Source organism: Tropicimonas sp. IMCC6043 (assembly GCF_004146235.1).
Taxonomy (GTDB): Bacteria; Pseudomonadota; Alphaproteobacteria; order Rhodobacterales; family Rhodobacteraceae; genus Tropicimonas.
This window is the reverse complement of the sequence record NZ_SELO01000012.1, coordinates 1-12,811: the sequence shown is the minus strand read 5'-3', so window position 1 is coordinate 12,811 and position 12,811 is coordinate 1. Positions and strand designations below refer to the sequence as shown.

Annotated in this window: 12 protein-coding genes, 1 tRNA gene and 1 pseudogene; 4 read left to right on the top strand and 10 right to left on the bottom strand. The window is 66.0% G+C overall.

The features are described from left to right. Window positions 1-53 precede the first annotated feature (53 nt). On the top strand, window positions 54-902 hold the full coding sequence (locus EU800_RS12705) for a hypothetical protein (protein ID WP_129632871.1): 849 nt from the start codon (window positions 54-56) through the stop codon (window positions 900-902). A 23-nt stretch (window positions 903-925) separates the two neighbouring features. On the opposite strand, the gene EU800_RS12700 is transcribed toward EU800_RS12705, so the two are convergent. The 10 genes from EU800_RS12700 to rpsD form a co-directional block, all read right to left on the bottom strand. After that, complete coding sequence (locus EU800_RS12700; protein ID WP_129632868.1) at window positions 926-1,702, bottom strand: DUF3445 domain-containing protein; 777 nt, start codon at window positions 1,700-1,702, stop codon at window positions 926-928. 69 nt (window positions 1,703-1,771) lie between these two features. Continuing rightward, the gene (locus tag EU800_RS12695) at window positions 1,772-2,227 is read right to left on the bottom strand and encodes an N-acetyltransferase (RefSeq protein WP_129632866.1); all 456 of its coding nucleotides are present in this window, start codon (window positions 2,225-2,227) and stop codon (window positions 1,772-1,774) included. Next, window positions 2,224-2,754, bottom strand: coding sequence for a GrpB family protein (locus tag EU800_RS12690; protein ID WP_242500556.1), 531 nt, complete (start codon window positions 2,752-2,754; stop codon window positions 2,224-2,226). The genes EU800_RS12695 and EU800_RS12690 overlap by 4 nt, the downstream gene beginning before the upstream one ends. Further along, window positions 2,751-3,692, bottom strand: a complete 942-nt coding sequence (locus EU800_RS12685; RefSeq protein WP_129632863.1) for a nucleoside hydrolase — start codon at window positions 3,690-3,692, stop codon at window positions 2,751-2,753. Before EU800_RS12685 ends, EU800_RS12690 begins: the two co-directional genes overlap by 4 nt. Before the next feature lie 73 nt (window positions 3,693-3,765). Continuing rightward, a complete protein-coding gene (locus EU800_RS12680; protein WP_129632860.1) occupies window positions 3,766-4,980 on the bottom strand; it encodes a bifunctional alpha/beta hydrolase/OsmC family protein in 1,215 nt (404 codons plus the stop codon). A gap of 108 nt (window positions 4,981-5,088) precedes the next feature. After that, window positions 5,089-6,057 (bottom strand): extensin family protein, encoded by a 969-nt coding sequence (locus EU800_RS12675; protein ID WP_242500555.1) that lies wholly within the window; start codon window positions 6,055-6,057, stop codon window positions 5,089-5,091. After that, window positions 6,054-6,977, bottom strand: coding sequence for a prephenate/arogenate dehydrogenase family protein (locus EU800_RS12670; RefSeq protein ID WP_129632857.1), 924 nt, complete (start codon window positions 6,975-6,977; stop codon window positions 6,054-6,056). Before EU800_RS12670 ends, EU800_RS12675 begins: the two co-directional genes overlap by 4 nt. Next, window positions 6,974-8,059: a histidinol-phosphate transaminase gene (gene hisC / locus EU800_RS12665; RefSeq protein WP_129632854.1), complete on the bottom strand. Its 1,086-nt coding sequence runs from the start codon at window positions 8,057-8,059 to the stop codon at window positions 6,974-6,976. Before hisC ends, EU800_RS12670 begins: the two co-directional genes overlap by 4 nt. 109 nt (window positions 8,060-8,168) lie before the next feature. Beyond that, window positions 8,169-8,846, bottom strand: coding sequence for a DUF2974 domain-containing protein (locus tag EU800_RS12660; RefSeq protein WP_129632851.1), 678 nt, complete (start codon window positions 8,844-8,846; stop codon window positions 8,169-8,171). A gap of 181 nt (window positions 8,847-9,027) precedes the next feature. After that, window positions 9,028-9,648: a 30S ribosomal protein S4 gene (gene rpsD, locus EU800_RS12655; RefSeq protein WP_129632848.1), complete on the bottom strand. Its 621-nt coding sequence runs from the start codon at window positions 9,646-9,648 to the stop codon at window positions 9,028-9,030. Window positions 9,649-9,956: 308 nt separating this feature from the next. Between rpsD and EU800_RS12650 the strand changes: the two genes are divergently transcribed. From EU800_RS12650 to EU800_RS12640, 3 genes and pseudogenes are all read left to right on the top strand, one after another. Next, window positions 9,957-10,030: transfer RNA gene (locus tag EU800_RS12650), tRNA-Cys, on the top strand. A gap of 164 nt (window positions 10,031-10,194) precedes the next feature. Beyond that, on the top strand, window positions 10,195-11,610 hold the full coding sequence (locus EU800_RS12645) for a tyrosine-type recombinase/integrase (RefSeq protein WP_129632845.1): 1,416 nt from the start codon (window positions 10,195-10,197) through the stop codon (window positions 11,608-11,610). 244 nt (window positions 11,611-11,854) lie between these two features. After that, window positions 11,855-12,687 (top strand): annotated as a pseudogene (locus EU800_RS12640) (IS3 family transposase); the annotation flags it as partial. Window positions 12,688-12,811 lie beyond the last annotated feature (124 nt).

Genomic DNA, 12,811 nt, shown 5'->3' with positions numbered 1-12,811 from the left:
CACCATCGCACGCGAGGCTGGGGCCAATCATTCCCCGCGAGAGGCGTCTTCCCATGCCCCTGCCCACCGAGATAACCGCAACTCTCCTTCTCGCACGCCCGGCGCAGTTCGATCTCGACGCGCTTCGGGACGGTATTGAGGCCCAGCTCGGGCCTGCCTGTTCCGGCCTCCGGGAGCGTCGCTGGCGCCATGAGCCGCTGTTGAGTTCGGCGCGGCTGCACCTGCGGCTCTCAGCGCGCGATCTGCCTCTCGCGGAAGAACGGCTGCCGTCGGATATCGGCACCGGTCTTGCCGCTTTTCTGGGCGATGATCCTAACGGGTGTTTTGCGCGCCATCGAGCGGCGCTGACACTGACCGTGGGCGCCGGGCCGCTTCCGGCGGAAAAGGGCGCGGCTGTGGAGCCGACCACACCGGAACTGTTCGACCAGATGCTGATGGTCGCCCACGCGGCAGCGACGCGAATCGCCCGCACGAACCACGCATTGGCGCTCCATTGGGAGCAATCGAACCAGATACTCTCCGCCAGCCGCTTTGCCGCCATGGGCGCGATGCTGTTCCCGCTGCCGCTCTTCCTGCACCCCCGTCCGTTCCAGCAGGAGGATGAGGATCCGGCCTGGCTCTCGCTCGAGATCGAGGGCGCAGTTGATCTCGTCGGCCGGCCGCTGCGGACCGCGCCGGCCCCGGTCGAGCTTGGCTGGATCATACCGCGCGTCTATGCGCTGGTCTCGCATCTGCGGGCCACCGGTCAGCAGGTCCGGAACGGCATGGCCTTCGCAACCTGCGACGATGAGAGGTTCCAGATCCGCCTGGAGGAAGATGGCGGAATGTGCCTGGTGCTGCTGGAAAAGGACGGCAGGCCAGTTCCGAAGCCAAGCGCCCTGTCCACGGCGAGCGCCGCCTAGGCTCCGCCCAGCACCGCGCTCCTTCAGTGCAGCACTGCGAGATCTGCCGCTTCGAGGCCGGCGCGATCCAGGAGTACCGTGTGGATCGAGAACACCACCGCGCCGCTTTCGGGCAGGCGCAGCAGGCACTGGCGTTCCGACCGGAAGAAGCGCGCATCGGGTCCGCCGGCCGGGCGCGGGTCGTCCTCCGGGCGCGGCTGGAAGAGCGCCGGGTCGTCGTAGAAGAGCGCGTTGCTCCGGGCAAGCGGCTGGCCCGGCCGGATATTGTCGAGCAAACGCTGGACCCGCGCTGCCAGGGTCGCGTCGTACACATCGACGGGGACGTGGATCGCGGCCATCGGGCGGCCAAGCTTCTCCGAAAGGGTCCAGCTCGCCGGGAAGCAGAGCACCGCGCCAGCCAGCAGATGCTCCGCCGCGCCTTCGGGCTTCACCAGCAGGCAGAGATCCTCCTGCACGAGCCGACCGAGTGTGCGGAGCGGATCACTGCGATCGAGATGGACGCTCCGACCATCCGGGCATCGCATCACGTCGCCCTGACGCGCAAAGCCGGGGCGGCGCTGTAGCAGGCCGAGGACAAGGTCATAGAGCTCCCGGACCGGGGCATCGGCAGCGGGCAAGAGCGCCAGCACCGCCGCCGGATCCTCGGCGAGCAGCCGCTCGCGCTCGGCCATCTGTGCGGGATAGCTGTCGAGTTGCCAGAGCCAGTCGTCTATCCCGATCGGGGCCGTGCCGGGCAGGCGCCGGGCCTGCGGCAGACGCCAGGGCCGATGCGGGAGGTGCCGGTTGAGGATGGGGGGCATGCGCCTGTCCTGGCAGTAAAGGAAATCGTGGGCTGTCCGCCGGCCCGAAGTCTGACGGCTCCGCGGCGCTCAGGGTCCGGTCAGGTCAGCGCTCATCAGCAGGACGCGCTCGCGCGGCTCGAAACCCAGGCGCGCATAGAGCCGGCCGACCGGGCTGCCGCGATCGGCCTCCAGACGCAGCGCGCGTACGCCGGCATCCCTCAGCGCGCGGATGAGAGCCGCCAGCGCCTCGCTGCCCATGCCACGTGAGCGCACCGCCGGACGGATCCAGAACTCGTCGATGAAGCCGTCGATTCCACCATGTCCGATCGACCAGCCGAAGCTGATGGCGACATACCCGACCGGCGCGTTGCGCGGTCCGAGGATGTAGATCACTCCGAGCGGCGAGCCCTCGAGCAGCGGCAGGAGGGCCGCCCTGCGCGTCTCGACGTCCTGTTCGATGCCGCTCTCGGCATGAAAGGCCGCGACCATACCAAGGAGCCTCTCGAGATCCTCGGTATCCGCCATGTGCAGCTTGGTTTTCACCCTCGCCCCCCTTGCGCACGCGCCCGTAGCGCCCGCGTTTCGACCGTGTCGATCCAGTGCGACTTGCAACGGCCGTAGCCCGGCAGGTCCCGCAGGTGCAGCGAAGCACAGTGGCGTTTGCGCGCCTCGTAGGCAGCCAGCAGCATCGGGTCGGCGCGGAGCGCGTCGCGGAAGGCGAGATGGCGGTCGATCTCGCTGTCGCCCTCGGGCCAGCAATGCGCCTGCATCAGGCGTTTGCCTGTTGTCGGGCAGGAGCGCCGGCAGTAGCGTCGGCGTGGCAAGCCATTCTCGCCCAGCCACTCGTAGCCCATGGCGTGGACCCGTTCGCGCAGGCTGTCGGGGTCGACGCCGGGCGCAATCACCGGAATCAGGTCGATCACCGGCCTGGCCGAAAGATGCGGTACCGCTGTCGAGCCGATATGATGCACCTCAACCAGAGCGTCGCCGAGCGCAGTGTTCCAGCGCGCAATCTCGCTTGCGGCGAGGTCCGCCCAAGCGGGATCGTGGGCTTCGATCTCGATCTTCACAGCGCGGCCAAGCGTTCGGTGAGTAGGTCGAAGAAACCGTCCGCGTCGAGATCACCGATGAAGGTTGCATTGGCCGCCCGGTCGGTCACGCGCCACCAATCGGCAACCGTCATGCCGCGGGTCAACTCGCTCTGTGTTTCGATCTCGACATTGACGTGGCGCCCCGAGAACAGCTCCGGCCGGAGCAGCCAGGCGATCACGCAGGGATCGTGCAGCGGACCGCCCTTGCCGCCATATTTCTCCATGTCGAACCGTTCGTAGAAATCGAGCCAGCCGCAGACGGCACGGATCGCCGGCGTGTCGAGCGTGCTGATGCCGTCGAGCCAGTCGCGCGTGATCAGCGCCTTGTGGGTGACGTCGAGCGGCATCATGGTGATCTCGATGCCGGATTTCAGAACGATCTTGGCGGCTTCCGGGTCGACATAGATGTTGAACTCGGCTGCTGGCGTCACATTGCCAACCTCGAAATAAGCCCCGCCCATGAGCACGATGCCCCCCAGCCGCTCGGCGATTTCGGGCGCCTTGAGAAGCGCGCTCGCGACATTGGTGAGCGGCCCGAGCGCACAGAGCGTGACGCTGCCGCGGGGCTCGCGGCGGATATGGTGGATGATCGCCTCGACGGCGTGGAGATCGGCCACCGGCATGGTCGGTTCGGGCAGGTCATGGCCGTCGAGACCGGATTTGCCATGGACATGTTCGGCAGTAACGAGGGGGCGCTCGAGGGGCGCCGCGCAGCCCTCGTGAACCGGCACGTCGCGCCGCCCGGCGAGTTCGCAGATCACCCGCGCATTGCGCGAGGTCTTCTCCAGCGGCACGTTGCCGGCCACCACCGTGATCGCCAGCACTTCCAACTCCTCGGGCGCGGCCAGCGCCAGAAGGATGGCCACGGCATCGTCCTGGCCGGGATCGGTATCGATGAGGATCTTGCGGGGGGTCATTGGCGTCTCCGGATCGGGTCGGTCGCGAGATTGCCCAGAGAGGGCGGGCTTGTCCAGATCGGGTGCCGTGTCGTCAGTCCGCTGCCGCGAGCCTTGTGTCCACCGTTGCGCCGGCGTCGAGCGTCCGGTGGACCGGGCATCGATCGGCGATCTCCATCAGCCGGGCGCGCTGCGCGGCGTCGAGATCGCCCGTCAGGTGGACGGTCCGCTGGAACCGGTCGATCCTGTTCGGCCCGGTCAGGTCGCTGTCCTGCGCATGGACCTTCTCGTGGCAGACATCGACCGAGACATGCTCGAGCGGCCAGCCCTTGCGGCGGGCATACATCCGGATCGTCATCGAGGTGCAGGCTGCCAGCGCAGCCGCGAGCAGGCCATAGGGAGAGGGTCCCTGGTCGGCGCCACCATAGGCGGCGGGCTCGTCGGCAAGGAGGTGATGGCGCGGCCCCAGGCAGACATCCTGGAGGAAGCCGTCGGGATCGGCCTCCGAGGAGCGCACGATGCCTTCCGGTGCGCCGGGCGGTGGCGCGGGCCGGCGTAGGTCGAGATAGCGGCCGGCCCAGGCGGCGATCACCTCGGCCGCATATTCGGCATCCTCTGCGCGGCTGATGAGATGGTCGGCATCGTCGAGCGTGACGAAGCTCTTGGGGTGCCGCGCAGCGGTGAAGATCCGTGTCGCATTGTCGATCGAGACCACGTCGTCGCGCGGCGCATGCATCACCAGCAGCGCCTTGCCAAGCGACCTGATCGCGTCGGTCAGGTCCGCCTCCAGCACCTCCTCGACAAATTCCTGGCCCACCCGGAACGGCATCGCGCCAAGGCGCAGTTCGGCCGAGCCCTCTGCCTCGATCTCAGGCAGGAGATCTCTAAACGCGTGGGTCACATGGCCCGGGTCGAAGGGCGCGCCGAGCGTGACCACGGCGCGGACGCTGTCGATCCCGCCCGCGGCCTTCAGGGCGGCTGCCCCGCCGAGCGAGTGGCCGATCAGCATCGCGGGCGGCATGCCCTGGCTCGCGAGCCAGTCGGCGGCGGCCTTCAGGTCGCAGGCATTGGTGGTGAAGGTCGTGTTCTCGAACTCGCCCCCCGAATGGCCGAGCCCGGTGAAATCGAAGCGCAGCACGGCGATCCCCATCCCCGCAAGCCGCGCCGAGATCCGGCGCGCGGCGTGGATATCCTTCGAACAGGAGAAGCAGTGGGCAAAGATGGCGGTGGCCAGGTGCGGCCCCTCGGGCCGGTCGAGCCGGGCAGCGAGCGCATGACCCTGTGCGCCGGGGAAAGTGATGCGTTCCATGGGCTCCTCTCAAGCGGCTACGGCGACCGCCCCCGCAAGGTGGCTTCCTCCGGTCGCCAGCCCAAGCCCTGTGTCGATGCCGTCACGCGATGGTGATGCGGCGTGCGCTCAGCGGCAATAAGGCCCGCTGCGGTAGCTCGCGACATCGACGTGGAAATGGTCGCGGTGATAGCCGTCGGCATTGGGGCCGAGCACGGTGCCGAAGGGGCCGCAGGCGCTGCCATGGGCTCTGCGCATAACGGCCGACCATTTCCGGGACCGCCAGCCGTCGAGCACGGTGACCTCGGTTCCGTTCGCCAGCCGGATCGCCGAGATGTCGACCGCATGGCCCTTGGCATGTTCGGAAAGTTTGCCGGACGGGCGGTTGTTGCGCTTGCGGCAGGCGTAATGCGCCGCGACCTTCAGCTCGCTCACCCCGCCGCCCTTGCCTCCGAAGGCGGGCTTGATGCCCTTCTCGACCCAGGTGTTGAGCGCTCTTGCAGCATCGCAGTCGATCGTCGCGGGGGTGCTCAGGCGGACACCGGCGACCGAGGTGACCTTCACCGGATTGGCGACGCCGCACCCGCTGCTGGGGTTGCCGAAACTCTTCAGCACAGTGCCCTTGATCGCATTGACGCCGCAGACCGAGCCGTTGCGCGAATAGCCGCCGCTGCGCTTGGAGATGAGCTTGATGAAGCCCTCCGGCCGGGCCTCCGGTTGCGCGCTGGCGGCCTCGGCCGGACGGGCGCTCGCCGGGATCACGGCTGCGCCGGCCAGCGGATGCGCCGGTCTCGGGTTCGGCCGGATGGCGGTGACGACCACCATCCGCGACGCCCGCCGCGTCGTCTCGACCACGGGATGGCCGGAGGCTTCGAGTGCAGAATCGGAGTCACTGCGCGGCTTGGGCCGGATGTCGGCGCCGATCCGGACCACGACGCCGGCCCCGGTGACCTGCACGCGCGTGACCGCTTCGGGCGGCAGCGGCACGCCGCCGGGTCGGGCCATCGGGCGCGGGCCAAATGTGGGCGCCTCGGCCGTGGACAGGCCGGGGACGAGAAGCGCCGCGGCGCAGAGCAGCGCGCGCAGTACCGGTCTCATTCCGCCACCCCGTGGGCCCGACCGAAGTCCGGCGCGGACGTGTCCTGACCGGCCTCGATGATACCGCGTCGAATTGCGCGTGTGCGCGTGAAGTAGTCGAAGAGAAGGTCGCCATCCTCCTTGCGGATGGCACGTTGCAGTCGCATCAGCTCTTCGATGAAGCGGCCGAGGATCTCCATGGTCGCGTCCTTGTTGTTGAGAAAGACATCGCGCCACATGGTCGGATCGGAGGCGGCGATGCGGGTGAAGTCGCGGAAGCCCGCGGCGGAATACTTGATGACCTCGCTGTCAGTCACCCGGCGCAGGTCGTCGGCGACACCGACCATCGTGTAGGCGATGAGGTGCGGCGCGTGTGAGGTTACCATCAACACCAGATCGTGATGCTCGGGGTCCATCACCTCTACATTGGCACCCATACCGGTCCAGAACGCCTCGAGCTTCGCCAGGGCATCCGCATCGACGTCGCCGTCGGGGACGATGAGCGTATAGCGGTTCTCGAAGAGCTCGGCGAAGCCCGAGCGCGGCCCGGAATGCTCGGTGCCCGCCAGCGGGTGGCCGGGGATGAAATGCACGCCCTCGGGTAGATGCGGCTTGACCGCCTCGATCACCGCCCGCTTGACCGAGCCGACATCAGTGACCGTCGCGCCCGGCATCAGATGCGGGCCGATCTCCTCCGCCACCTTGCCCATCGCGCCCACCGGCACGCACAACACCACGAGATCGGCGTCCCGAACCGCGTCTGCCGCAGTCTCGGTGACGATGTCGCAAAGCCCGACCTCGCAAGCGATGGCGCGGGTTTCCGCGGAGCGGGCAGTGCCGGCGATCTCGCCCTGGAGCCCGGCCCGGCGGCCGGCATGGATCATCGAAGAGGCGATGAGCCCGAGGCCGATATAGGCGACGCGGTCGTAAATCCGGCTCACGGGCGGCCCTCCTGGAACGACCGGATCCCGTCGACGACGCGCTTGCAGCCGGCCTCGTCGCCCACGGTGATGCGCAGGCATTGCGGCAGGCCGTAGCCGGCCACCCGGCGGACGATGACCCCGAGCGATTTCAAGTGCAGGTCAACCGCCTCGGCCTCCGCGCGATCGGCGAAGCGGGCGAGGATGAAGTTGGCGCAGCTCGTGTCCGAAGGGATGCCGAGCGCGGCCAGTTCATGCGAGAGCCAGGCGCGCAGGCGGGTGTTCTCGGTGATGCAGCGCTCCGCCCAGGAACGGTCGCGCAGCGCCGCCTCTGCGGCGGCCATCTGCATTTCGGAGAGGTTGAAGGGGCCACGAATGCGGTTCAGCACGTCGATGATCGGCTTGGGTCCATAGCCCCAGCCGATGCGGAGGCCGCCGAGCCCGTAGAGCTTGGAGAAGGTACGGGTCATCACCACGTTGTCGCGCGTCGTCGCCAGCCCGGCCCCGCCGTCATATTCGCCCACGAATTCCGCGTAGGCGGCGTCGATCACGAGGATCGCGCCCTCGGGCAGCCCATCGGCCAACCGCGTCATTTCGTTGCCGCCGATCATCGTGCCGGTTGGGTTGTTCGGGTTGGCGAGAAAGACGAGCTTCGTCCGCTCGGTACAGGCGGCGAGCAGCGCATCGACGTCGGCCACCCGCTCGCGCTCCTTCGCGACGACCGGCGTCGCCCCGGCGGCACGGGCCGAGATCGGATACATCGCGAAGCCGTGTTCGGTGTGCAGCACCTCGTCGCCGGGCCCGGCGAAGGCCTGGCAGAGAAAGGTGATGATCTCGTCGGACCCCACGCCGCAGATGATCCGCTCGGGGTCGAGCCCATGGATTTCGCCGATGGCCCGGCGGAGCGGCCCGTGATCGGTGTTGGGATAGCGGTGGACCTGGCCGATGGTCGCGGCGATCGCCTCCTTGGCGTCCGGGCTCGGCCCAAAAGGGTTCTCGTTTGCGCTGAGCTTGAGGATATCGCGCACGCCCTCGACACGGGCTTCACCCGCCTCGTAGAGCGCGATCTCCATGATCCCGGGTTGAGGAGTGATCTTCGTCATGACGGCCTCCGTTCCCCGCGGTTCTAGGGTCAGGATCGGCCGTTGTCGAGAAGCCCTGTCGATGCCGGCGGCTCTTTGCCCGTTCAGTCTTCCGGCGGACCGGGCCGCCCTACGGGAAGCGGATGTTGCCGTAGTTGAAGTGTTGCAACCGCTCCAACACGGTGTCCATCGAATGCTGGCTCAGCGGGTCGCCCGAGGCGGAGATGTTGATGACATCGCCGTAATGCAGGCCGATCTGGCTGACGACGTCGCCCGAGAGCCGGTAGTTGTTGCCGTTGACGACATAGAAGGTCGCCGCGACATCGCGCGCCGTCTGCATCGGGTGGCGCAGCGCGCCCAGCAGGCCGCCAGCGATGCGGACCGCAGACATGTGGGCCGTAGAGGTGTGGAGGTTGCGCGAGGCGAAGATCGCCACGCCGGGCGCGTTGAAGGTGACGAAGGGAATCTGTCGGCGGTTGCCGACCACCTGGGCGATCGCGCCACCGAGCGAGTGGCCGGTGGCGACGACCGTGCCCTCGCTGGCATAGCGCGCGACATACTCCTCGGCCGCCGAGAAATAGCTCGTGCTCATGCCGACGCCGAGCTTGAGATCGGCGATCACGTCGTTGACCTGGGTCGGCGTGGTGCCCTTGAAGGCGACGACGATTTCGTCGCCCTTGGTAAACACGCCCGCCTGAAGGCCCTCGCCGAGACCATCGTGGAAATCGCGGCAGGCCCAGCCCTGGACGGAAGGGTTTGTTTCGTAGACCGCGTTGGACAGCAGTCCATAATCGTATATCGAAGCCATTTTTTTTCCTGTGCATCAGGGATAATGCGAACAGGCTAACCCGAGCCCGGGAATAGGCAAAGCGATTCCGGTCGTCGCAGCAGATCGGAACACAAAAGGCCCGCCCCAAGTGGCAGGACGCCCGGGGACGGGCCTTCTGGCTTGCGGGGGCGCGGCAGAGCGCGCCCCGCCGCTATCCGCCTTAGTTCTGGGCGTAGTATTCGATGACGAGGTTCGGTTCCATCTGCACGGCATAGGGCACGTCGCCGAGGCCCGGGGTGCGCACGAAGGTCGCGGTCATCTTGGAATGGTCGGCCTCGATGTAATCGGGCACGTCGCGCTCCGACAGTTGGACCGCCTCGAGCACCACGGCGAGTTGCTTGGAACGGTCGCGCACTTCGATGACATCGCCTTCCTTGACCCGGTAGGACGGGATGTTCACGCGGCTGCCGTTCACAAGCACATGGCCGTGGTTGACGAACTGGCGGGCGGCAAAGATCGTCGGCACAAATTTCGCGCGGTAGATCACAGTGTCGAGCCGGCGCTCCAGGAGGCCGATGAGAAGCTCGCCGGTGTCGCCCCGACGGCGCTCGGCCTCGGCGTAGATGCGGCGGAACTGTTTCTCGGTCAGATCGCCGTAATAGCCCTTCAGCTTCTGCTTGGCGCGCAGCTGCAGGCCGAAGTCGGACATCTTGCCCTTGCGGCGCTGGCCGTGCTGGCCGGGGCCGTATTCGCGGCGGTTGACGGGGGATTTGGGGCGGCCCCAAATGTTTTCGCCCATGCGGCGGTCGATCTTGTATTTGGCAGACGTGCGTTTGGTCACGGCTGATCTCCTTCGTTAGGCCGGCGCCCGAACGGGCACCTATGAAGGGCGTTGTCCTTTCCCGCTTGCGGGAGACAGGCATCCCCTTGCGGGGGCCACCAACACCAATGATTACCGCGGCCCGAGGGCCCGGATGGCGCTGCCTAGAGCGGCCGGCCGGGCTTGTCAAGCGCCGCGCTGCGGCACCGTCGTGAGGCCGAGTCCATTGGGGGCGGGACAAAAACCGAGACGAAATCTGCGGCCGGCCGCGCGGCAACCACTTGCCTTCTGCGCCGGCCTTCATTAGACGGCAACAACCACAACGGCTTGGCGAGTTGGCGGAGTGGTGACGCAGCGGATTGCAAATCCGTGCACGGGGGTTCGATTCCCCCACTCGCCTCCAAAAATTCCACAACATTTAGCGATACTTACTCCGCCCCGCGCTAGATCCTGCGCCTCGCGTTTGGTGCACAATTCGTGCACAGTCCGCATGCAGTTTGCGCCGCGTTGCTGCCTAACTTTTGGGTATAGCGATCAGCAACAGGCACTTAGCAGGAACTAGGCGCGATGAGCTACGGCACGAGCACCGTAAGTGTGCACAAGAAACTCAAGCTCGATAAGCGGCATGGCAGCGAGAACTGGTATGCGCGGCTGACACTGGACAACGGCAAGCGCGTGGTGAAGAGCACAAAGACGGACGACTTCGAAGAAGCGAAAGAGCGCGCGCTACAGCTCTACTACGACACCCAAGCCCGCATCAAAAACCAGCTCCCAGCCCAAACCCGCAAGTTCAAGCATGTCGCTGACCATGCCATACGGCGGATGCAGGACGAGCTGAACGAAAGCGGCGGAAAGCAAGCATACAAGGACTACATCTCCGCACTGCGTCGCTGGCTCATTCCCTACTTTGGCAGCACAGACATTGCGAAGATCGACCTGGCAGCGCTGAAGGCGTTCGACGCGTGGCGGACGGAGCAGAACAAGAAGCCGTTTTCGCAGAGCGGCATCAACAACCACAACGCTGCGCTCAACAGGGTGCTTGACGAGGCGGAGCTACACGGCTGGATCACCAAATCGCTGCGCCCTACCCTCCTCAACAAGGGCCTGAAGAGCGAAAGCAGAGGCAGCTTCAGCAACACAGAATACAAGAAGATCTACACGGCGCTGCGCACGTGGCACGAGCAGACGAGCAGCACGAAGGCGCAAGCAACGCGCGAGGTGCTGCGCAACTATGTCCTGTTCCTCGCCAACACAGGCGTGCGGCACGGAACGGAAGCGCTGGGGCTACGCTGGCGGAACATCGAATGGCACGAGCAGGACGGCGACCGCTACCTTGTCGTCAACGTGGACGGGAAAACGCGGAAGAGAGCCGCAGTGGCGCGCGACCGCGTGGAAGGCTACTTGGACAGGCAGCGCATGCTGAACCCTGCCATACGCTCAGAGAGCTTCGACGAGCTTCTCGCAGCGCGTAGCGACGAGCACGTGTTCACTACACGCTTGGGTGAGGTCGCTACGATCTTCAACCTAAATCGCTCGTTCAACGCGTTGCTGGACGAGCTTGGGCTGAAGGTGGGCGCGGACGGCAAGACGCGCACGCTCTACAGCTGGCGTCACTACTACGCGACGCAGGATCTGAAGCGCGGCGTCAGCGCGCACGTGCTGAGCAAGCAGATGGGGAACAGCACAGCGATGCTGGACAAGCACTACAGCAAATACAGCCCGCTGCTGAACGCGGACCTACACAGCGGGCGGCAGGTGCGTAGGAACGCGAAGCAAGCTGCACGACAAGAAGGACAAAGCGTAGCGCAGCTAGCATTCAACATGCTTCGCGGCGGCCAGCTGGACGAAACGGCGCTGTTGGCCGCGCTTGGCATTGGGCGCGACGGATACGTTGTGACTGAGGAAATTGCGATGCTGGCGCTCGCAGCGAAGCGGGACGAGATGATTAGAGGCGAAACGCTGTTGCGGATTCTGAATGGCTGACTGACGCGGCACAGGACCGCGCCAGCCGTAGCTTATTACTTGGACTTCTTCCTCAGCGCTGCCGTGCCCATCGCAGTGTCTAGTTCGCCTGCCGCCGCCGCCGCCTTTAGCGCCTCCAAGGCGCCTTGAACGTCAGCCAGTGCCTGCACGAACACGGCATTGCCCTTGCCCAGTGCCAGTGGTCTGCCCCCTGAAAAGTGGTCCTCCCTGAAGTAGGCTTTCGAGCCAGTTGGAGGACAGAGGAATGCCCCAGAAGAAGCATAAGCCCGAGGAGATCGTTGCGAAGCTCCGGCAGGTCGAGGTTTTGGTGTCGCAAGGACGGTCTGTGGCCGAGGCAGTTCGGTCGATCGGCGTGACGCAGTTCACCTATTACCGGTGGCGCAAGGAGTTCGGCGGTCTGAAGACGGACCAGGTGAAGCGGTTGAAGGAGTTGGAGAAAGAGAATGAACGGCTTCGCAAGGCTGTCTCCGATCTGACGCTCGAGAAACTGATCTTGCGGGAGGCGGCCTCGGGAAACTTTTGAGCCCCGCCCGCCGCCGTGCTTGCGTCGATCATGTCAGGCAGAAGTTCCGCGTCTCGGAGCGGTTCGCCTGCCGTGTCCTCGGCCAGCACCGCTCGACCCAGCGGAAGGTGCCGCGCGGACGTCCCGACGAGGACGCGTTGACCGCGGACATCATCGCGCTCGCGTCCCAGTATGGGCGCTACGGCTATCGGCGCATCACCGCCCTGCTTCGGGAAGCCGGGTGGGCTGTGAACGTGAAGCGCGTCGAGCGGATCTGGCGGCGGGAGGGGCTGAAGGTCCCGCAGAAGCAGCCGAAGAAAGGTCGGCTCTGGCTCAACGACGGGTCCTGCATCCGTCTGCGCCCAGAGCGTCCGAACCATGTCTGGTCCTACGACTTCGTCGAGAGCCGGACGCACGATGGAAGGAAGTTCCGCATGCTGAACCTCATTGACGAGTTCACCCGGGAATGTCTGGCGATCCGGATCGACCGGAAGCTCAATTCGACCGACGTCATCGACGTGCTGTCTGATCTGTTCATCCTGCGCGGTGTGCCGGATCACATCAGATCCGACAACGTCCTATGTCGGGAAGCTTTGGCGGCTTGAAGCATCAGGTCTTGGAGCATCCGGTATTCCGGATGCCCTGATATGGTTGCCCAGACGGGTTTCGCCGTCAAGAAACGGTCTCTCCCATAGCAAA

Bases quoted from the DNA above. Each gene is read 5' to 3' on its own strand.
- EU800_RS12645 (WP_129632845.1), top strand. From the start codon at position 10,195: ATGAGCTACGGCACGAGCACCGTAAGTGTGCACAAGAAACTCAAGCTC.
- EU800_RS12705 (WP_129632871.1), top strand. From the start codon at position 54: ATGCCCCTGCCCACCGAGATAACCGCAACTCTCCTTCTCGCACGCCCG.
- EU800_RS12680 (WP_129632860.1), bottom strand. From the start codon at position 4,980: ATGGAACGCATCACTTTCCCCGGCGCACAGGGTCATGCGCTCGCTGCC.
- EU800_RS12660 (WP_129632851.1), bottom strand. From the start codon at position 8,846: ATGGCTTCGATATACGATTATGGACTGCTGTCCAACGCGGTCTACGAA.
- EU800_RS12685 (WP_129632863.1), bottom strand. From the start codon at position 3,692: ATGACCCCCCGCAAGATCCTCATCGATACCGATCCCGGCCAGGACGAT.
- EU800_RS12675 (WP_242500555.1), bottom strand. From the start codon at position 6,057: ATGAGACCGGTACTGCGCGCGCTGCTCTGCGCCGCGGCGCTTCTCGTC.
- hisC (WP_129632854.1), bottom strand. From the start codon at position 8,059: ATGACGAAGATCACTCCTCAACCCGGGATCATGGAGATCGCGCTCTAC.
- EU800_RS12700 (WP_129632868.1), bottom strand. From the start codon at position 1,702: ATGCCCCCCATCCTCAACCGGCACCTCCCGCATCGGCCCTGGCGTCTG.